Consider the following 21516-nt stretch of genomic DNA (forward strand, 5'->3'; position numbering starts at 1 on the left):
AGTTGTCCTCTTTTGAAGAAGGCAACTTTTTTCTTTAGGTTATTTTATAATCTCGTACTATTTGCAAGATGAAGTATAATCATCTACTAATTGTATCATACCTTCTTTAGTTAGAGTATTGTATTTGGTTACATCTAATGAAGAACAATTAACGTATTTGCTTAGTATTTTTTGTATTTTCTCAGCACTTTTAGAACCAAAAGTGGCTTTAGTTCCTAAATAAACTGCTTTATCAGCTTTTTTAATCTTCAAGTAGTAATCTTCAGGATATTTGCTGTGAGCTAACACGTAGTTTCCGTCCTTTTCATAGAGGATTTCAAAGAACTGAGCAGCTCCTGAAAGTACATTTAGATCTGAACCTCCGTGAGCAAAAAAGCCATCTTCACTACCTTTTGCTCCTAAGAAACAACGTTCTCCTATGCAGAATTTATTGCCGTCTTTAGCTTTAAAGTACAAATCTTTTTCTCCTTCTCTTTTGAGTTTCACTGTAGCTCCATAAGAGGTGAGATCGGACATATTTTTATCTTTACCAATAATCGCATCTATCGATTGGAATTCAATAGTGATAAGACCTTCTTTTTTATCACCTTTAGCATCTATCACGTAACCCGCAGCATCGTAAATATTTACAGTTTGCTTTTTAGCTTCTTCTACCTTTGCATTGTTCTGCTCGTTTACAGCATTCTTCTTATCTTCTATGAATTGGTTGAAACGTTCTGTCATATCGCCAAAAGGGTATCCATTAGCGTACAATCTCTTAACAATGCGCTTGTTAGCATCATTCATTTTTGTTAGCTGACTAAATACAGGGAGTTCTTTTTCATCATAGGTTTTGATGATGAAAAATTCTTTATCCTTTTGGTTGAAATTATGGTGTTTAGCAGTTGCCACCACATTGCCTTTGCTATCGGTTACTGTAAAGTTGTTGATAACAATACCTCCATCGCCAGATTCTTCTTTTCTTTTGATGAAGCCTATCTTCTTGCCATTTTTAACGATTACCTCACCTTCTACCGAAAGATTATCGGCAGTTGCCAAATTATCTTCAGTTTGATTGGTGTTTTTCTCTTGTTGGAAAATATTATCCCATTTTTCAGAGAAAGGACGATCTGAAGTTTGGAAGAAAGCTGTTACTACCGCAGGGTCGATACCTTTTTCGGTAAGTAAGTTCGTCCCCGATTTGTAAACACAATCGATAACGTATTTCTCTCCAGAGAAAGTAAACTTCACTTTATCAGGAATTTCCACCTCTCTAATCACTCCATTGGCATTAGAGAACTCAATCCAGCGGTGTGGAGCTGTGTTTCCTTGAGCTGTTTCTTCAGTAAGGAAAGCTCTGAACAGCAAATTGTTAGAAAGATCGCTAAATACGAATTTGCCATCTTTTTTCTCAAACTTAGCAACAGGAGTTCCATCTATTTGGAGTTCTCCTTTTTTCACTTTGAAACTTTGAGCACAAACATTCATTACTGAAAGTATGGCTACTAAAAACAAGATTTTTATTCTTTTCATTTGTAAAAACAATTAAATTACAATTGCAAATGTATGAATATTTTAGCAACAGACAAATAAAATAGTGGTTTGTTTGCCAATTGAAAAAAAGTTTATACCTTTGTGCCAATATTGATGTATCTCTACACTTTGCCAAAGTTTTTAATGGCTCGTCGTGCTACAACTTTTGGCATAGTTGATTAAAGAAACTATATACTAAATACTACCCCTAATTGTTAATTATTAATTGTCAATTGTTAATTGAAAAAGATGCTTCTCTTCTTTAAAAACCCCAAAAACACTATCTATGTGGTAGCTACCGAAGTTACCCTTACTGAGACCGACCTCAACAAACTGAAATGGCTGTTTGGCAATGCCCAGCAACTCCCCTCCCCTACCCTTAGTGGTACTTTCATCGGACCCCGTGCAGCGATGATTACCCCTTGGAGTACCAATGCGGTGGAAATCACCCAAAATATGGACATTCACGGGATTACCCGCATCGAGGAGTTTCACGAGGTAACCGACCCTAATACGCCTTTCGACCCTATGCTCTTTGAGCGATACAATGGTCTTACTCAAGAGAGCTTTACTATCGACATTCAACCGCAAACAACACTCGAAATCGATGATATCGAGGCGTATAACCAGCAAGAGGGGCTTGCGCTAAGCACCGAAGAAGTTGTCTACTTAGAAAACTTATCTAAACAATTGGGGCGCAAACTCACCGACTCGGAGGTGTTTGGTTTCTCACAAATCAACTCCGAACACTGCCGCCATAAAATCTTCAACGGCACTTTTGTTATCGACGGTGAGGAAAAACCTTCTACCCTTTTCAAACTTATCAAAAAGACATCACAAGAACACCCTAATAGCATTGTTTCGGCTTATAAGGACAATGTGGCTTTCATCAAAGGGGCTACCGTCGACCAGTTTGCACCTAAAAGTGCTGATAAACCCGATTTCTACGAGGTGAAACCTTTTGAGGCAGTGCTCTCTCTCAAAGCCGAAACTCACAACTTCCCTACAACCGTAGAGCCTTTCAACGGGGCTGCTACAGGTTCAGGAGGTGAAATACGTGACCGCTTGGCGGGCGGACAAGGTTCTTTGCCTTTGGCAGGTACGGCGGTATATATGACGGCTTACCCCCGATTAGAAGAAGACCGCCCTTGGGAAAAAGGAATGGCAGAGCGTAAATGGCTCTACCAAACACCAATAGATATCCTCATCAAAGCCTCTAACGGAGCCACCGATTTCGGTAATAAATTCGGTCAACCACTCATTACGGGCTCTCTCTTTACCTTTGAACACGAAGAGGGCGGACGCAAATTAGGCTTTGATAAAGTGATTATGCAAGCAGGAGGCGTGGGTTATGCCAAAGCCTCACAAGCCATAAAGCACACCCCACAAGAAGGTGACAAAATAGTTATCTTAGGCGGTGAAAACTACCGCATAGGTATGGGAGGTGCTGCGGTATCATCTGCCAATACTGGCGCTTTTGGCGCAGGTATCGAGCTCAATGCCGTACAGCGTTCTAACCCCGAGATGCAAAAACGTGCTGCCAATGCGATTCGCGCAATGGTAGAATCAGACGAGAATCCTATCGTTTCTATACACGACCACGGGGCTGGCGGACACCTCAACTGTCTTTCAGAACTCATAGAAGAAACCGGTGGTAAAATCGACTTAGACAAACTGCCCGTAGGCGACCCTACCCTATCGGACAAGGAAATTATAGGTAATGAATCACAAGAGCGTATGGGATTGGTTTTGCCCAATTCGGCTATTGCTAAACTAAAAACCATTGCCGACCGCGAGCGTGCGCCTATGTACGAAGTGGGTGTGGTTACCAGCGACAAGCATTTCAGCATTGCCTCTGCAAAAAAAGGTACCCACCCAATGGATTTAGACCTCAGCGCGCTCTTTGGCAGTTCGCCAAAAACCGTAATGACCGATGAAACAGTCGTTACTAATTACGAAGAGTTACACTACTATGCAAGTCAGTTACAGAACTATTTGGTACAAGTACTGCAATTAGAAAGTGTGGCTTGTAAGGACTGGCTTACCAATAAGGTAGACCGTTGTGTAGGGGGCAAAGTCGCCAAACAACAATGTGCAGGCGCACTACAACTCCCTTTGAACAACGTAGGGGTTATGGCTTTGGACTATAATGGCAAAGAAGGAATCGCTACCAGTATTGGTCATTCGCCTCTTACGGCACTTATCAGCCCTACCGCAGGCAGTCGCAATGCTATTGCCGAAGCATTGACAAACATTGTTTGGGCACCACTAAAAGACGGCTTGCAAAGCGTATCGCTATCCGCCAACTGGATGTGGGCGTGTCGCAATAAAGGAGAAGACGCGCGTTTGTACGAAGCCGTAGAAGCCGCTTCTAATTTTGCGATTGAATTGGGTATCAATATCCCTACCGGTAAAGATTCCCTATCAATGAAACAAAAATACCCCGATGGTGGTGATGTGATTGCCCCAGGCACGGTGATTATTTCGGCGGCTGCCCATTGTACCGACGTGCAAAAAGTAGTAGAGCCCGTATTGAAACGCAATGGAGGTAACATTTATTATATCAACTTCTCGGGCGCTCATTTTGAATTAGGAGGTTCGGCTTTTGCCCAAGTATTAAACAAAATAGGCGACAAAGCCCCTACCGTAACAGATGCCGAAGGCTTTAAAATAGCTTTCAACGTATTACAATCACTCATAAAAGAAGGTAAAATACAAGCAGGACACGACATTGGTAGCGGCGGACTTATCACAACGCTTTTAGAGATGTGTTTTGCCGAAAACGATTTAGGAGCTACCATCGATTTGAGCGGACTTTCAGCCGATGAAGACCTTATCAAAACCCTTTTTGCCGAAAATGCAGGGGTAGTAATTCAAGCTGATAGCAGTGTTGAAGCTACTTTGGAAGAAAACTTCTTAGAATGGGCTAATATAGGCGAAGTAACTACTTCTCAAGAACTTACCATTCACCATTTCGGTAGAGACTATCATTTCAACATCCCCGAATTGCGCGATGTGTGGTACCTCACTTCTTACCTATTAGACAAACAACAAACGAAAAACGACAAGGCAACCGAGCGTTATCAAAACTACTCCGAACAGCCTCTACAATACACTTTCCCAGCGCATTTCACGGGCAAAAAACCCGTACGCCCCGCAGGCAAACGCCCTATAGCGGCAGTGATACGCGAAAAGGGTAGCAATTCCGAGCGCGAAATGGCAAATGCCCTTTACTTAGCAGGCTTTGATGTGAAAGACGTACATACTACCGACCTTATCAGCGGACGTGAAACCTTAGAAGATGTACAATTTATAGGGGCTGTAGGTGGTTTCTCTAACTCCGATGTCTTAGGTAGTGCCAAAGGTTGGGCTGGTGCTTTGCTCTACAACGAGCAAGCTAAAAAAGCGTTAGACAACTTCTTTGCTCGCCCCGATACCCTTTCGGTAGGTATCTGTAATGGCTGTCAGTTGTTTATGGAGTTAGAAGTCATCAACCCTGAGCACGCAGAGCACGGCAAGATGTGGCATAATGATAGTGGCAAGCACGAAAGTGGCTTTGTATCGGTAACTATTCCTGAAAACAACTCGGTGATGCTCTCCACCCTTGCAGGCAGTACTTTAGGGGTATGGATATCACACGGCGAAGGGAAATTCCACTTGCCATTGGCAGAAGCCGACTACAATATCGTAGGTAAATACGCTTATCAGGAGTACCCTGCCAATCCTAATGGCTCTGATTACAACACGGCTATGTTATGCGACAAAACAGGGCGACATTTGGTAACGATGCCTCACATAGAGCGTTCGGTTTTCCCTTGGCAATGGGCATACTATCCGAGTGAAAAAACAGCGGTTAGCCCTTGGTTAGAGGCGTTTATCAATGCCCGCAAGTGGATTGAAGCACGCAATGCCAAATAAAAATGGTAAAGAAAATCTTAAAAAAATAAGTGCTTTAAGTATTAAAATTACGCTAAAAAGGGGCTTTGTGAGCCCCTTTTATATTAAACTTTTGTTAAACTTAAAAATACACTTGACAGGTACTGTTTTATTCGTACCTTTGCATCGCAATGAGGGTGGTAGCTCATTGTAAACTTCAAATAATAGTTTTCATAATTTAAAGTTTTGGTTGGTTAATGAAGAAGTCCGATAAAAGAATTATCGGACTTTCTTTTTTTAATTCTTGTAGCACTTTTTCTAAGTGAGTTTGCTCATTGTATTCAAAATAGAGTTCTTCTTCATAAGCTAATCTACTTATAGAAAAATATTGCTCTTTATTTATAAAGACTATTTGCAAAAGCTCTCCCCAAGACGCACGAGGGTTGAGGTTGATTTCTTCACAAGTAAAAAATAAGGTGTTCATTATGTCTTAAATTATTTTATAGTTTTCAGTACTATCGGTTATAAACTGAACATTTGGATTCTGTGTTCATACTGCAATACTCATAATTCTATTATTTTTTGACAAAGATACAACTTTTAAACTTTATTTTCTACCCCCTGAAACCTGAAATCTGTGCCCTGAAACCTAGCACCTGAAACCTGACACCTACCCCCTATCCCCTGACTTCATCGCTTTATAGAAAGCTGCGCGACTCAGAGGTTCGTAACTATCGGCTTCACCCAGCATTCGCTGTTGGTCATTAGCGACTTTGCGGAAACTGTAGTTGGCGAGATTGCCCGTGCGGGTGCAAACAGCGTGTACCTTGGTAACATATTCGGCAGTTGCCATCAAAAAAGGCATCGGACCAAAAGGTCTGCCCTTGTAATCCATATCAAGTCCTGCTACAATCACACGCATACCGCGATTGGCGAGTTCGTTGCACACATTCACAATTTCATCGTCAAAAAATTGAGCCTCGTCTATGCCCACCACATCGCAACCATCGGCTAAGAGCATAATACTGGAAGCGGCTTCTACGGGAGTTGAGGGGATTTCATTGGCATTGTGCGACACTATATTGGTATCGTCATAGCGGGTATCAAAGGCAGGTTTGAAGATTTCAACCTTCTGTTTAGCAAATTGAGCGCGGCGCAATCGGCGAATCAATTCTTCGGTTTTACCCGAGAACATTGACCCACATATTACTTCTATCCAACCCGCTTTTTCGTTGTTGTTTACTGTATTTTCTAAAAACATCGCTTAAAAAGTATATAATACCCCTACTCCCAAAATTTGTTTGAGCTGAGTGCGTGCTCCATAGTTGTGTTTTTCGCCGTTAGGAGCAGTGTACGAATAGAATTTCACATCGTCGTCGTATTTGATATGCACCCCTATACGCGCTTGAACGTAGCTATTCACCTTTAGGTTGAGGTTAGTTTCCCAATCCACATCTATATTTCCAAAGTTTTTGAGGTAATCGCCATAGAGGTTAAAGGAGGTGTTGAGCATCATATTTTCCATCACTTTTTTATCCCAACGCCCTGATACTGAAAAACCGAGTTCATTATGTGTGCGTTTTCCTTTTTTGAGGATAGTACCATCAGGGGCACGCTGGGCTTTTTCTACCCCAAAAGCACCATCATCGGCTAAACGCTGATCAAATACTGCAGTAGTTTTGAGGGTAATAGGTGAAAGAAAGAGGTTGAATTTGATTTTAGCAGGTGCGTATTCAGCTCCCAAACCGAAGGTAATGTACGCTGGCGCTAAGAATTTAGAGATAGGTTTTTCTACATCGGGATAGTTATACCCATTGCTGATTTGCGATAAAAACTGATAACGTGCGGTATAATACCAAAATGACTGTGAGTCGCCACGATAGCCAAATGAAGAAATGAGCGACAACTTATCATCAGTTTTGCGCACTTCGCGTCCTTTTTGAGCATTGATACCATAGTTGATTTCGAGTTCATTATCCCAAAAGAAAGTGCGTTCTATATAACGGCGGCGGAATTTGGCATTCATAATACCCGAAATTGAGGATTCACCCCCTGCATTCCAATTGGAGAAAGCTACTTCACTCATATTCAACCCTATTTGGTTGAATTTAAACCATTTTTGTTGTGCTTGTTGGTATCGGTTGAAGGTAAATTTAAGCGCTTCGGGGTCGGTGAGTACCCTGATAGTATCGCTTTTTACATCGGCTTGGAAAGCCTTAGCCTTGCGCACTTGTCCCCACGCTGTAACACTGCAAAGTAGGAGTGCGATAACGAGTTTTTTCATACTGAAAGTGATGCTAAATGATTCGGGGTGCAAAGGTACAAATAATAATGATGAAAGCCAATAAAGATAACATCTCTATTGGCTTTTATTTAGTTATAATATAAAAAAACTACTGAGATAAAGGCTCATTAGGCCAACGAAGATGAAAACCACTAAAATATTTTTTATCTACACTTTTACCATCTATCCAAACTTGGTAAAGTTCAGGCCAAGTACAGCCGTCTTCACTTATCCTTTTCCCTAATATAGTGATTTGATGACTATTGTTTTTATTTTTTAAAACGATAGTATCTTTCTTACCTGTATACAGACTGAAATCTACAATATGGATATGAATATCTTGATCTTGATCCATTATATGAATATGATCTTTAAGAGATTTCTCCTCTTTTTTAGGATTTATATAACTAACAGAAGTAGAATCTACCTTTCCTGTTGCTAATAAAAACTCTTGTGCTACTTTACTATCTTTATTGATATAGATTTCAAGTGTAGGAGGAGTATAACAATCTTGTTGTATCTCTTTTTGTCCATTCTCTTTATGGCAAGCAAAAAGAGAAAAAACTGTAACTAAAAGTATTATATACGTTTTCATAGGTGATAATTATTGAATATTGATTATAACTTGGTTTCGAATATTGTAGTTGCCCTCTCCAGTTGGAGGTGTTTTTCCATTGGGGATATTTTTTGAAGGATCAGCATAACTTCCCAACTTAAAAATTCCCTCATAATACCAACCATCAAAAAGACTTTCCCAGCCCCAATTGTTATGGAACAGATTGATAATATCTCTATTAGCTTTTATTTAGTTATAATATAAAAAGACTACTGAGATAAAGGCTCATTAGGCCAACGAAGATGAAAACCACTAAAATATTTTTTATCTACACTTTTACCATCTATCCAAACTTGGTAAAGTTCAGGCCAAGTACAGCCGTCTTCACTTATCCTTTTCCCTAATATAGTGATTTGATGACTATTGTTTTTATTTTTTAAAACGATAGTATCTTTCTTACCTGTATACAGACTGAAATCTACAATATGGATATGAATATCTTGATCCATTATATGAAAATTATCTCTACTCAGAGATTTCTCCTCTTTTTTAGGATTTATATAACTAACAAAAGTAGAATCTACCTTTCCTGTTGCTAATAAAAACTCTTGTGCTACTTTACTATCTTTATTGATATAGATTTCAAGTGTAGGAGGAGTCATACAAATTTTTTTATCAGATCCATCTCCTTTTATTTCATTTTCTTTCTGGCAAGCAAAAAGAGAAAAAACTGTAACTAAAAGTATTATATACGTTTTCATAGGTGTTATATTAACTTATTTTATTAGATAAATACCTCCTAAATAACCATTATAAAAGATATTTTCCTTTGAAATAGATTTACCATCTACCCAAACACTTTTTATAGATACTGATGAACAAGTTCTTGTAGGTATCATCTCACCTATAATTTCTATCTTATAGGTATGTTTCTTATTTTTTACATACAAGACTTCTTTCTTGTTTGTATACACTGTTTCAAAAGTTTGACAACTGATACATAACGTTTGTTTCTCCTTATCCATAAAGTACCCTTCAGTTAAAAGAGGTTTTTCAGGATTTAAAAATGAGCTGATATGCTCTCTATCCACCTCTCCCATATCAGTAAGAAAATCTTTTATTAATATATTTTCTTTACTGATACGAATATCAAAAGTAGGAGGAGTGTAGCAATCTTGAGATTTTTCATTTTCTTTATGGCAAGCTAAAAGAGAAAAAACTGTAACTAAAAGTATTATATACGTTTTCATAGGTGATAATTATTGAAAATTAATTAAAATCTGATTATTATGATGAAATTGAGCTAAACCATTGCCAAATAGACCTATTTCATACTATCCATCAGAATTGCCTCCCCATCCTGAATTATTATGTACTAGTTCTATATCATTATAATAGGTATAACATTTGTAGAAATGAGAGCATACCCTATGTCATCTTGAAAGTGAATGATGTATAAATCTGTAGAAAAAGGAACTTTTTGTGGAGCTCTTGCCGTGTAAGACGAGATTTTCTTACCATTTTGTATTACATCAATACTCGCTACTTGCACAGGGGCAATTCTTTTAGAAGCTCCTTCCAAACCTTCCATTTGGTTAGCTGTTTCAATAGCTAAATTTGTAGCTTCTTTTACAGAAATATGAGAATTTCCTGTTAAAGCTACCAGTTTCCAATCAGCAATATGAGAGATGTCGGTAGTATTGGAAGCTGTGATGGTTGTTGAAGTACTCTTTACATTTCCTTCATTCTCCTTAATGAGAGTTTCATCAGTTTTTTGGCAGGATATAAAGAATCCTAACCAAATTAAGAATAAAAAATTCTTCATTTTAAAAGTAAATTTGATTAAGATGCAACAAAGATACAATCTTAAAATGAAAAAAGCAAATTTTTAGAAGTTTTTTATCAAAATTCAATCTTATTTTCAAATCGGCTCATTACCCCCATAAACTCATCGGGAAGTGTGATGATTTTCAAAGGGATAGTATAACCGTGCTGAGCGGCAAATTCGGCTACAGCACTGCCTAATCCACCTGTAACTCCTTCTTCTATGGAGATGACTTTCTTGTATTTTTGGAAGATGTGATGCAGCATTTCCTCATCTAAAGGCTTGAGAAAACGCATATCGTAATGGGCGTATTTTTCAGCAGTATTGCTCTTTTGAATTTGCTCGGCAACTTCTTCAGCGATAGCACCAATGGTGAGCACCGCTATTGCGCTACCTTCTTTTAGCTGCTCGCCCTTGCCAATAGGTAATGCCTGAAAAGGTTGTTGCCAATGTTTTTCATTACATCTACCGCGCGGATAGCGAATGGCAATAGGGTGTTCTAATGGTTGTTGGGCAGTATAGAGCAGATGGCGCAACTCGGTAGCATTGCGCGGGGCAGCGATAATAAGGTTAGGAATGGGACGCAAAAATGCCATATCAAACACCCCGTGATGGGTAGCACCGTCTTCGCCTACAAGTCCCGCGCGGTCGATACAGAATACCACGGGGAGATTTTGCAGGGCTACATCGTGAATGAGTTGGTCGTAAGCGCGTTGCAAGAAAGTGGAATAAATCACACAATAAGGAATAAACCCGCGCGCAGCCCAACCTGCTGCAAAGGTTACAGCGTGTTGTTCGGCAATACCTACATCAAACACTCTATGGGGGAAAGATTGGTGCATAGCTGTAAGTCCGCTACCACTGCTCATTGCAGGGGTAATGGCTACAATTTTAGGGTTGAGTGTGGCAAGCTGGGCGAGGGTCTGCCCTACTACCTCTTGGTATTTAGCGGGAAGTGAAGGTTTCTCGGGGAGTGGTTCTCCCGTAATTTTATCGAATAAGGCAGGCGAATGGTAACTCACTTGTTGGGCTTCCGCTTTGGCAAATCCTTTGCCTTTAGTGGTAAGCACGTGCAAGAGTCGCACGCCTCTCTCATTTTTTTCTGCTTTAAGAGAGGTAATCAATTCAGGGAGGTTATGCCCATCTACCGTACCTTTGTAAGTGATGTTTAAATCGTTGAAGAAAGTTTCATCAGCGCCTTTTCTTTGGCGTAACTGCTCGAAATAATTTTTGAGAGCCCCCACAGTAGGGTCGATAGCCATAGCGTTGTCATTGAGGATAATAAGCATATTAGCATCGGTAGTGCCGGCATAGTTGAGCGCCTCGAAAGCCATACCACTCACAATTGACGCATCGCCTATCACAGCTATATGCTGGCGGGTGGTATTCCCTTCCAAAGCTGATGCCATTGCCATACCCAAAACCGCTGAGAGCGAGGTAGATGAGTGTCCCGTGCCGAAAGCATCGTATTCACTTTCTGAGCGTTTAGGAAACCCACTGATGCCTCCCTGTTCGCGAATATGAGCAAAAGAAGCGTCTCTACCCGTGAGGATTTTATGGGCGTAACACTGGTGTCCCACATCCCACACTAATACATCATCGGGGGTGTTGAACACATAGTGCAGAGCCATAGTAAGTTCCACTACTCCAAGACTCGCACCTAAGTGTCCGCCCCGTGTAGCGATAATCTCTATAATGCGCTCACGGATTTGTTGTGCCAGTGCAGGAAGTGCTGCTATAGGAGTATTTCTAAGCTGTTCTATAGTCATCTCATTTGCTAATTTTTCCCTTTATTCACTAATTTCACTACCAACATAATTAGCACACCCATTGCTACAAAAGCTAATAAAGAAGCATACCAGTAGGCAACAAAATAACCTCTAAGCACAACGGCAAAAACTACTACAAAAAGAATAATGGTTGCTACCTCGTTGAGCATTCGCAATTGCACAGAAGTAAGGGTCGTCTGCCCTGCTTGTAGGCGTTTCATCAAGCGCCACGAATAGTAATGGTACACAAACAAAAAGACAATGAACAGCAGTTTGACATGCATCCACCCTTGAGTGAAATACACCCATTGCATTGCGTAGAACATATAAATGCCCGAAAGCACCATCAGTATAAGGGCGGGAACAGTGATGATGTTCCACAAACGCTCTTCCATAAAGCTAAATTGCTTATGGAGAATAGAACGCTCGGGTTCCTCTTTTTCCAAGGCTTCGGTGTGGTAGATAAAAAGACGCACCATATAAAAAAGTCCAGCGAAGTAGCTCACTACAAAGATGATATGGATGCATTTAGCAATAAGATAATCCATAATTACAAAATGTTTTTACGAGTTTTTAGTTATTTGAAAATACAAAGGTAGTAATATTTTTCGGTTCTACTAAAATTATAACAGAAAGTGTTTGCCAATTTTCTAATTCCCTAATTTGCTAATTTGCTAATTATATACTACCTTTGCCCCCATTATGAAAATACTTTACTTACACGGGCTTGATAGCTTTTTACAAGATGATAGGCGTGCTGTACTTTCGCCCTATGGAGAAATCTTTGCCCCTACTATCGACTATCGCAATGCCCCTAACCTCTTTACTGAACTGCAAACCCAATACGCCTCTGCCGATGTACTCATTGGGTCGAGTTTAGGAGGGCTTGTTGTCTATTACCTTGCTCAAAAATTAGGCAAACCTTGCCTGCTGTTCAACCCTGCACTTACTCACCGACACGAAATACCTTTCAACACCCAGCCTAACCCTAATTATACTGCTTATATGCAGGTAGTTATAGGTTTACAGGACACTGTGATTGCCCCGTGGGAATCGCTTGCCGTCCTGCGCGAAGATATGAGTGCTTTGTCCAATGTTACTATTCACTTGCTCAACACTATGGAACACTCTTATCCCATAGAAATATTTGAAAACGAAGTAAAACACTTTTTTGTAAATTGTTAATTGATTAAATATGTTCCCACTCAGAAGAAACCGCCGTTTGCGCGTGAATGATACGATACGTAGTTTAGTAAAAGAAACGATCGTTACCCCCGATGATTTCCTCGTGCCTCTATTTGTAGTTGAAGGTACAAATGTAAAAGAAGAAATTGTCTCTATGCCAGGTTATTATCGCTATAGCCTCGACCTCTTAGCAAAAGAAGTTAAAGAACTTTGGAGCTTAGGACTCAAATCTGTTTTACTATTTGTAAAAGTCCCCGATAACCTCAAAGACAACAAAGGTACTGAAGCAGCGAACCCCAATGGTTTGATGCAGCGCGCCATTAAAACCGTGAAAGAAGCAGTCCCTCAAATGCTTATAATGACCGATGTAGCCCTCGACCCTTATTCTATTTATGGTCACGATGGTATTGTAGAAAATGGTCGCATTCTGAATGATGCTACAGTTGATGCTCTTTGCCGTATGGCACTCTCTCACGCCGAGGCAGGCGCCGATTTTATCGCGCCTAGTGATATGATGGACGGTCGTATCCTTGCCTTGCGCGAAACCCTTGAAGATAATAGTTTTGAGCACGTGGGGATAATGTCGTACAGTGCCAAATACGCTTCTGCTTTCTACGGTCCTTTCCGCGATGCCCTTGATAGTGCTCCTGTAGATCAGCAAGATATCCCTAAGGATAAAAAAACTTACCAAATGGACTATCACAACCGCCTCGAAGCCTTGCGCGAAACGCGTATGGATATAGAAGAAGGCGCTGATATTGTAATGGTAAAACCAGGTCTTTGCTATTTAGACATCGTTCGTGAGGTGAAGAATATGAGCGAAGTGCCCGTAGCGGTATACCAAGTATCAGGTGAATATGCTATGCTCAAAGCTGCTGCTGCCAAGGGTTGGCTCGACCACGATGCTGTGATGATGGAACAAATAGTAAGCATCAAGCGTGCTGGAGCCGACATTATTGCGAGTTATTTCGCCAAAGAAGTTGTAAAACTCTTGTAAAAATAAAATTGCCTTTGGCAAAGTTGATTACTCTGATAATCAATCACTTTTAGAGTGTGCTATGTAAGGGCGTTTTGCAAACGCCCTCATAAAAAAAATACATTTAAATTTTCTATGAAAAAACACTTTTTAACACTTGCCTCTATGGCGATTTTAACCGCTTGTGGTGGCGGCACCAACAACAATAACAACAACAGCAACGATACCACCACCCCCGAAACTACTACCCCTCAGGCAACCACTACAGCCACCCCTGAACCCGATTTTCCCGATTGGCAAAACCAAAAAGGGGTAAAACCTATTACACTTAACCCGCCTTTAGCCGATACCCCTGATGCAGCAATGGCTGCCAAAGGTGAAGAAACTTTCAACAATCTTTGTATTGCCTGCCACCGCCCTAAAAAGCGCCTGATAGGTCCCGCAATGATTGGCGTAATGGAACGCCGCACCCCTGAGTGGCTGATGAATATGATACTCTACCCCGATGCGATGGAAAAACAAGACCCTATCGCTAAAAAATTAGTAGAAGAGTACCAAAGCCTAATGCTCAACCAAAACCTCACCCAGCAACAAGCCCGTGAAGTGCTTGAGTATTTAAGAACGATAAAGTAAATGCTAAATTTGCTAATTTGCTAATTAATCCGTACCTTTGTAGCTTGAAAATATTATTTATATATACAATATATGAAAACCATAGACAATTTTAACTTTGCGGGCAAGAAAGCCCTTATTCGTGTGGACTTCAATGTGCCATTAGACGAAAACTTTAAAGTAACCGATAACACTCGTATTGAGGCTGCTAAACCTACTATCGAGAAAATCCTTAAAGATGGCGGTACTGCAGTGCTTATGAGCCACTTGGGTCGCCCAAAAGGTGAACGCAACGACAAATATTCTCTCCGTCATATCGTTAGCGAAGTAGAAAAAGTATTAGGTAAAAAAGTGATCTTCGTAGATGATTGTGTAGGCGAAGTAGCCGAAAAAGCTGTAGCAGCAGCTCCTGCTGGTAGTGTAGTACTCCTCGAAAACTTGCGCTACCACAATGAAGAAGAAAAAGGTGACGAAAACTTCTCTAAACAATTGGCTAAATTGGGCGATATCTACGTGAACGACGCTTTCGGTACTGCTCACCGCGCCCACGCTTCTACTACTATTGTAGCAAAATTCTTCCCTAACAATAAATGCTTTGGTTACCTTCTCGCTAAAGAAATTGAAAGCATCGACAAAGTGATGAGAACCGGTGAAAAACCTGTAACTGCTATCCTTGGTGGTTCTAAAGTTTCTTCTAAAATCACTATCATCGAAAATATTTTAGACAAAGTAAACCACCTTATCATCGGTGGTGGTATGGCTTATACCTTTGCTAAAGCACAAGGCGGTAAAGTAGGTAATTCTATCTGTGAGGATGATAAACTCGACCTCGCTCTCGATATCCTCGCTAAAGCAAAAGCTAAAGGTGTAGAAGTTCACTTGCCTATCGATGTAGTAGCGGCTGATGCTTTCGACAACAACGCTAAAACCCAAGTAGTACCTGTAAATGCTGTCCCTGATGGTTGGGAAGGTCTTGATGCAGGTCCTAAAACACTCGAAAATATCAAATCAGTATTGCTCGCTTCTAAAACTATTTTGTGGAATGGCCCTGTAGGAGTGTTTGAAATGCCTAACTTCGCTAAAGGTACTATTGCCGTAGGTGATTATGTTGCCGAAGCTACTAAAAAAGGTGCTTTCTCTCTCGTAGGTGGTGGCGACTCAGTAGCAGCGGTTAAACAATTTGGCTTTGAAAACAAAGTGAGTTATGTTTCTACCGGTGGTGGTGCTATGCTCGAAAGCCTCGAAGGATTAGTACTTCCTGGTATCGCTGCTATCAATGAATAGATGATAAACAATTAGGTGAAAAATGACCTTATTTGTTGAACATATCAATTTGCAACAATTCTCCACACCCACAAGTGTGGAGAATTATTGTATATTTATGTTTGAAGGCTCAGGAGTCTTTACAGTAGATGCTACCCCGTATACTTATAAGGGTTACACCTTGCTTTTCCTCTCTCCTTTTCAGCACTTTCAGTGGCAAGAAGCAAGCATTACAACTGCCGAACTTTTGCAATTTCACGGTGATTTCTATTGTATAGAATACCACAAAAAAGAAGTTGCTTGCAATGGTTTCCTCTTCAATGCCCTGTTTTTGCAACCTCATATCAGTGTGGCAGAAGCTACTTTTGTAGAAGTTAAAAATCTATTTAGAAATATAACTGCTGAACTTATAGAGAACAATCCTTTTTCAGAAGCCGTACTGCGGTCTTATCTTCAGCTTATTTTGGCGCTTTCCAGCAAGGAAAAAAGCCTCTTACTCACCAATGCTCCTCCTCAAACCGAACACACTCTCGCAACCGACTTCCAAGAGCTTTTAGAAAAACACTTCCTTAGTGAGCGCAACCTCTCTTTCTATGCCGAGGCACTCTCCCTCACCCCTGATGCTTTTAGCAAGAAGCTGAAAAAACTCATCGGGAAAACACCTACCAAACTCCTCCAAGAGCGATTGGTGTTAGAAGCCAAAAAGCAACTGCACCTCACTCATAAGTCTATCAAAGAAATAGCCTTCGATTTGAATTTTGAAGATGAGTTCTATTTCAGTAGATTCTTCAAAAAAAATGTAGGACTCTCACCTAAACACTTCCGCGAAAGTGTAGGTATTTCTATAGTTGCCAATGAAGCAGACTAAAATGTCTATGTAATCACCTTTTTTATCCATTTGCATTTGCCAAAAAAGCCGTAATTTTGCGCCCTGAAAGAACACCCTATCCCCCAAGGGAAAAATCTGTAAAAATATATGGGGATTTTATTTAACAAAAACAATTTTAACAGTATGCAGAAATTATTATCATTTTTAGCAGGAAGCGAACGTAGTTTCGTGAATTTTATTAGAGTTGCTATCTTCATCGTAATGGCGTGGATAGGTGGCTTAAAAGTATGTCAGTACGAAGCCGATGGCATTGTACCTTTCGTGACTAACAGTCCGTTTATGAGTTTTTTCTATGCTAATTCAGGTAAAACCGCCATTGATGAGAACGGTGTTACAGGTGAAGCTAACAAAGGTAAAGAAGTAGCTCAATACAAATTGCACAAAAACCCCGAAGGTAAAATGGTGAAAGCCAATATCGAGTGGCATAAAGAGAACAACACTTATATTTTCTCTTATGGTTTAGGTGCTTTTATATGCTTGATAGGGTTACTTACCCTTTTGGGTATTTGGTCACCTAAAATTGGGGTAGTAGGAGGATTGCTTACCTTCGGAATGAGCATCGTTACCCTTTCTTTCCTCATCACTACACCAGAAGTGTATGTACCTAATTTAGGTGGTGATATGCCTACTCCAGCTTACGGTTTCCCTTACTTATCAGGAGCTGGACGTTTGGTATTGAAAGATATTATAATGTCAGCAGGTGGTTTAATCGCTGCTTCCGAAGCTGCAAGAAGAATTTTAGTAGCTAAGAAATAAGATATTAGTAATAAAAAAATAGGCAACTAAGAAATTTCTTAGTTGCCTATTTTTTTTATGATATTACATACACTTTGGCAAAGTCCAAGGACTTTGGCAAAGTATACTGATTTTCCTCTTATCTCTTATCTCTTACCTCTTGTTGAAGATTGATAAGGTTTATTTTCTTCTTCTTATTTTGCTGTTTTTGGTACTCGTCAAACTGCATTAGCAAGTTGTTGTTAGCACGGATAAGCGCATTGGTTTCTAGCAAGATACTAAAGTATAGCTTCGTGGTTTTATGACTGGTTTCAGTAGTGCGAATACGGTCGATTTGTTTTTGTACCATTTTTGATACTTCGTTTTTCAACACTTTGCAATCTTCAAAAATGATATGCAACTTGTTATAGTCTGAGCCTTTAAATATTTCAGCTTCTGCCTTAAACACCTCTTCCATCTTGTCCGAAATGTATTTCAAATCCCTCAGCTGGTTGAACTTAAGGTTCTTGTGATTGTTGTTCACGTGCTCGTAGCTGTTGAGGGTAATAGCGGTGAGACACTGCGCCATATCCTGCAAGCAATCCAAAATGAGTATATAGAACTTACTTGACGCTACCGAACTCTCATTCAGCGATTTGATAAAGTAATACACATTACCTTTCAACTCGTCGAGTTCTTTTTCTAACTTTTTAGCGTTTTTCTTGTTTTTGGTAAGTTTAGCGAGGTCTTGTGTACCGAGGTTCTTCACCACCTTGCTATAAAGCTCATCGATGCGGAAAATCGTTTCGGATACGTAGTTAGAACTTTCTTTGATTACCCCGCCAATGGTCGCCAAGTCAGCGCGTTCAAAGCGTTTGCCTTGCGCTTTAGCTTTCTGTTTATTGCGGTAAATCACAGCATTGCGAATAAGTACAAAGCCTACTACCATAATCATCACGATAAGTCCAATCACACTGCCATAGTACAATATTCCTGAAACTATAAAAGCCCCAATAAAAGCCACGATAGCCGTTAAGAACCAACCGCCGATTACGTTTAGCACCCCTGCCACGCGGTACACAGCACTGTCGCGACCCCAAGCCCTATCGGCAAGCGAGGAACCCATCGCCACCATAAAGGTTACATAAGTGGTAGAGAGCGGCAATTTGAATGAAGTACCAACTGCAATCAAACTACTCGATACCACAAGGTTGATAGCAGCGCGCACAAGGTCGAAAGCGGGGAGATCTTCTTCTTTTACATTGGGGTCGGGTTCTGGTTTTTCAAAACGACTGTCTATTTTCCTACTGAGCGATTTAGGCATTACAAACTCCACTGCATTGGCGCAAATCACGGTAATACGCACCAAAAAACGCGACAAGAAGTTAGACGAGAATTTCTCTTCACCGCCCTCACTTTGGCGTGAGAGGTTCACCCCTGTATCAATCACGTGGCGTGCTTTTTTAGAAAACCAAAGGGTGAGAATCATCACAAAGCCTGTGAGCAATAGCAAGAAAGTAGGGGTAGTGATTTCCCCGTCGGCTAAAGCCCCCATTAGCAAACCATTGTGTGCTGCCCCCGAGTTATGCCATATATCATACGACTGATAAGCGGCTACCGGCACCCCGATAAAGTTCACCAAGTCGTTACCCGCAAAAGCCATCGCCAAAGCAAAAGTACCACTGAGGATAATCACGCTAAAGATATTCACTTTCATACGGATAAGTACTTGTGAGAGCACCGAAAAGAAAATAAAACAGCCAATGAGCAGAAGAATGATATTAGCATCTATCCACGCAATGGCTTCTTTAGGAATGAAAGCAACGTCTTTGAGTCCTTTAAAAATAATAAAGTAGGAAAGACCTGTGAGCGACAAGCCGCCAAATACCCCTCCTACATATTTTACATTGTTTTGATATTTAAAACTGAACACCAATCGGGCTAAGTATTGCACAATGGTACCCACTGTAAAGGCAATAGCTACCGAGGTAAAAATACCCATAATAATCTTGCGAGCCTCGGATGTATTGATGTAGTCGAAAGCGGTGAGCAATGGTTGGCCACTTGTAAAGGTTTTGATAGTCGCTACACACATTGCAGCCCCCAAAAGCTCGAAAACTATAGATACAGTAGTAGAAGTAGGCAACCCTATAGAGTTGAAGAGGTCGAAAAGAAGAATATCGGCAAGAATAACCGACATAAAGATGATCATTACCTCATCAAAATAGAAGAGTTGGGGGTTAAAAATCCCTTTGCGGGCAATTTCCATCATTCCACTCGAGAAAACAGCACCGATGGCTACCCCCACGCTCGCAACTATCATAATCGTGCGAATAGTTGCCACTTTTGAGCCAACAGCCGAGTTGAGAAAGTTCGCTGCGTCGTTGCTTACCCCCACTACTAAGTCTATGATAGCGAGCACTAAGAACACGAACAGCATAAAAATGTAAACCTGTTCCATAACACTTATACTGGTTTGAGGGCACAAAGGTACTATATAATTTGCTAATTTGCTAATTTGCTGATTAGAAAATTTAAAAATCAGAAAATTAGTAACACCCATTTTCTCTTTCTCTACACCTACTCACTTCAGGTCTCTCAATCTTAAACAAATGTTAAATATTCTCTTTGATAAAAGTAATATTTTCACACCATTTATTCTCACAACTTTTTGTAAAACAAAATATTATTACTCACAAAAACAACTGTCACCGCATAGCTTGCTAAATTTTTTTCACACTCACACTTGTATAGTATTTTTCTTTTTTGTACTTTTGCCCAATAACTAAAAAAAAAGAAACAATGAAAAAATTTTTAACTATTTTGGCAATTATTGCCCTCACTCTTGCAAGTTGTAGCAAAGATAAAGAAAATTGTAATTGCAATAATGACAATGGTAATAATGGTGGCACTAAAACCCCTACAGCTACTATCAAACCTAACCAAATAATATTAGGTTTTCCTAAAGACTTTAAGAAATTCAATATTACTGAATTTATCCCTGCAAACTACTCCTTTTACTACGATGTTGATAGGGGAGTTGGTCCTATCATTAATGACCCTAATCTATTAGAGCTGGACAATAAAGTGTTAAATGCTTTTTTTGAGAAATATAACATTGTAAATAGTGATGGTTTTGAATTTACTCACTCTGATGGTGGAGTCCCTTTTGCAAACAATGAACATAAAAAAGAAATAACACAAATACCTTATAAAATTAAGCCTATTAATTTTTATTCCAATCCTCCACTCCCTCCTCTTAACCCAAATAGTGTTTTTGGGTTAGATGAAAAGGAAAATATTGTTGTATTTTATGAGTCTGATGGGGATGCTTTAGATATTCTTAAAGGAGGTGAGTTTAGACTCAAGGCATTAAAATTTTATAAATTTGCTACTAAAGAGGCTTATAAAGAATATGTGAATATGCTTAGAAGTATTTATGTTGATGATTATGAAAAATATCATTTTTATGACTTACCTGTAAAGCCTCTACCTCTTATTTATTGTGGTAATGCTTTCAAATTATCTTGGGTAGGAGGAGATTCAGCCCTTCCTTCATTTATTCCTAAAACCATTGATAACGAAAAAGTTAGAAAAAAAGTAGCAAAATCATCAATTGCTCTTCCTTTTAGTTACTACAATACAGGAAAAACTATGGAGTCTTTGAATCATCAATATAAAAACGCTTTTGAAGGAAAGTATCGTTTTGAAATCTATTACAAATATCATTATATTGATAACGGAGACTATGCGATGGAACCTTTTAATCTTTTTCACCGTGGCCCAGGAGATCATTTTTTAAGCATTCAGATAGGAGGTTCAAGAATTAGTAATTATATTGATTTGCTACATTTAATCATTAAACCTATACCTGAACATAAAGCTATTGCCTTTTATGAAATGGGAGGGTTAAAGGCTTTTCTATTATTTCCTAATGATGAGTCATACAATGAGTATATGGCTATGCTAAAAGATATTTTTAACACTCCAGAAGCACAAGAAACTATCTTCTTGAATTTTTAAATAGTACACCTATTAATAAATCTAAAAAAACT

General features: G+C 39.8%; 18 protein-coding genes and 1 pseudogene. 8 read left to right on the forward strand and 11 right to left on the reverse strand.

What is annotated here, in order from left to right; genetic code table 11:
• Positions 1–57 precede the first annotated feature (57 nt).
• Entirely contained in the window at positions 58–1512 is a 1455-nt protein-coding gene (locus DR017_RS03715; RefSeq protein WP_040361398.1) for a hypothetical protein, read from the reverse strand.
• A gap of 249 nt (positions 1513–1761) precedes the next feature.
• Here DR017_RS03715 and purL point away from each other — a divergent pair, with 249 nt between their 5' ends.
• Positions 1762–5430 (forward strand): phosphoribosylformylglycinamidine synthase, encoded by a 3669-nt coding sequence (gene purL / locus DR017_RS03720; RefSeq protein ID WP_002680066.1) that lies wholly within the window; start codon positions 1762–1764, stop codon positions 5428–5430.
• Between the two features lie 280 nt (positions 5431–5710).
• On the opposite strand, the pseudogene DR017_RS03730 reads toward purL, so the two are convergent.
• From DR017_RS03730 to DR017_RS03770, 9 genes and pseudogenes are all read right to left on the reverse strand, one after another.
• Positions 5711–5872: pseudogene (locus DR017_RS03730) on the reverse strand (transcriptional regulator); the annotation flags it as partial.
• A 186-nt stretch (positions 5873–6058) separates the two neighbouring features.
• Positions 6059–6649, reverse strand: a complete 591-nt coding sequence (locus DR017_RS03735; RefSeq protein ID WP_002680155.1) for a thymidine kinase — start codon at positions 6647–6649, stop codon at positions 6059–6061.
• Between the two features lie 3 nt (positions 6650–6652).
• Positions 6653–7672: a DUF3078 domain-containing protein gene (locus tag DR017_RS03740; protein ID WP_002680230.1), complete on the reverse strand. Its 1020-nt coding sequence runs from the start codon at positions 7670–7672 to the stop codon at positions 6653–6655.
• Positions 7673–7781: 109 nt separating this feature from the next.
• On the reverse strand, positions 7782–8267 hold the full coding sequence (locus tag DR017_RS03745; RefSeq protein WP_095909127.1) for a hypothetical protein: 486 nt from the start codon (positions 8265–8267) through the stop codon (positions 7782–7784).
• Positions 8268–8497: 230 nt separating this feature from the next.
• A complete protein-coding gene (locus DR017_RS03750; RefSeq protein ID WP_095909126.1) occupies positions 8498–8989 on the reverse strand; it encodes a hypothetical protein in 492 nt (163 codons plus the stop codon).
• A 15-nt stretch (positions 8990–9004) separates the two neighbouring features.
• Positions 9005–9478 (reverse strand): hypothetical protein, encoded by a 474-nt coding sequence (locus DR017_RS03755; protein ID WP_002682261.1) that lies wholly within the window; start codon positions 9476–9478, stop codon positions 9005–9007.
• Between the two features lie 131 nt (positions 9479–9609).
• The gene (locus DR017_RS03760; protein ID WP_002682260.1) at positions 9610–10053 is read right to left on the reverse strand and encodes a hypothetical protein; all 444 of its coding nucleotides are present in this window, start codon (positions 10051–10053) and stop codon (positions 9610–9612) included.
• A gap of 77 nt (positions 10054–10130) precedes the next feature.
• Positions 10131–11816: a 1-deoxy-D-xylulose-5-phosphate synthase gene (locus tag DR017_RS03765; protein ID WP_050772822.1), complete on the reverse strand. Its 1686-nt coding sequence runs from the start codon at positions 11814–11816 to the stop codon at positions 10131–10133.
• 14 nt (positions 11817–11830) lie between these two features.
• The gene (locus tag DR017_RS03770; protein ID WP_040362023.1) at positions 11831–12373 is read right to left on the reverse strand and encodes a CopD family protein; all 543 of its coding nucleotides are present in this window, start codon (positions 12371–12373) and stop codon (positions 11831–11833) included.
• A 151-nt stretch (positions 12374–12524) separates the two neighbouring features.
• On the opposite strand from DR017_RS03770, the gene DR017_RS03775 reads away from it, so the two are divergent.
• The 6 genes from DR017_RS03775 to DR017_RS03800 all read left to right on the forward strand — a co-directional run bounded on the left by DR017_RS03775 (position 12525) and on the right by DR017_RS03800 (position 17503).
• On the forward strand, positions 12525–13007 hold the full coding sequence (locus DR017_RS03775) for a YqiA/YcfP family alpha/beta fold hydrolase (protein ID WP_002682253.1): 483 nt from the start codon (positions 12525–12527) through the stop codon (positions 13005–13007).
• A gap of 10 nt (positions 13008–13017) precedes the next feature.
• Positions 13018–14004 (forward strand): porphobilinogen synthase, encoded by a 987-nt coding sequence (hemB, locus tag DR017_RS03780; RefSeq protein ID WP_002682250.1) that lies wholly within the window; start codon positions 13018–13020, stop codon positions 14002–14004.
• Positions 14005–14118: 114 nt separating this feature from the next.
• The gene (locus DR017_RS03785; protein WP_002682255.1) at positions 14119–14616 is read left to right on the forward strand and encodes a c-type cytochrome; all 498 of its coding nucleotides are present in this window, start codon (positions 14119–14121) and stop codon (positions 14614–14616) included.
• A gap of 72 nt (positions 14617–14688) precedes the next feature.
• The gene (locus DR017_RS03790) at positions 14689–15879 is read left to right on the forward strand and encodes a phosphoglycerate kinase (RefSeq protein ID WP_002682254.1); all 1191 of its coding nucleotides are present in this window, start codon (positions 14689–14691) and stop codon (positions 15877–15879) included.
• Positions 15880–15901: 22 nt separating this feature from the next.
• A complete protein-coding gene (locus tag DR017_RS03795) occupies positions 15902–16726 on the forward strand; it encodes a helix-turn-helix domain-containing protein (RefSeq protein WP_002682248.1) in 825 nt (274 codons plus the stop codon).
• A 144-nt stretch (positions 16727–16870) separates the two neighbouring features.
• A complete protein-coding gene (locus DR017_RS03800) occupies positions 16871–17503 on the forward strand; it encodes a DUF417 family protein (protein ID WP_040362027.1) in 633 nt (210 codons plus the stop codon).
• Positions 17504–17621: 118 nt separating this feature from the next.
• Here DR017_RS03800 and DR017_RS03805 read toward each other — a convergent pair whose 3' ends face one another.
• Entirely contained in the window at positions 17622–19922 is a 2301-nt protein-coding gene (locus DR017_RS03805) for an inorganic phosphate transporter (protein ID WP_040362045.1), read from the reverse strand.
• A 341-nt stretch (positions 19923–20263) separates the two neighbouring features.
• On the opposite strand from DR017_RS03805, the gene DR017_RS03810 reads away from it, so the two are divergent.
• Complete coding sequence (locus DR017_RS03810) at positions 20264–21484, forward strand: hypothetical protein (protein ID WP_002682362.1); 1221 nt, start codon at positions 20264–20266, stop codon at positions 21482–21484.
• Positions 21485–21516 lie beyond the last annotated feature (32 nt).

This window comes from Capnocytophaga sputigena, assembly GCF_900446695.1.
Taxonomy (GTDB): domain Bacteria; phylum Bacteroidota; class Bacteroidia; order Flavobacteriales; family Flavobacteriaceae; genus Capnocytophaga; species Capnocytophaga sputigena.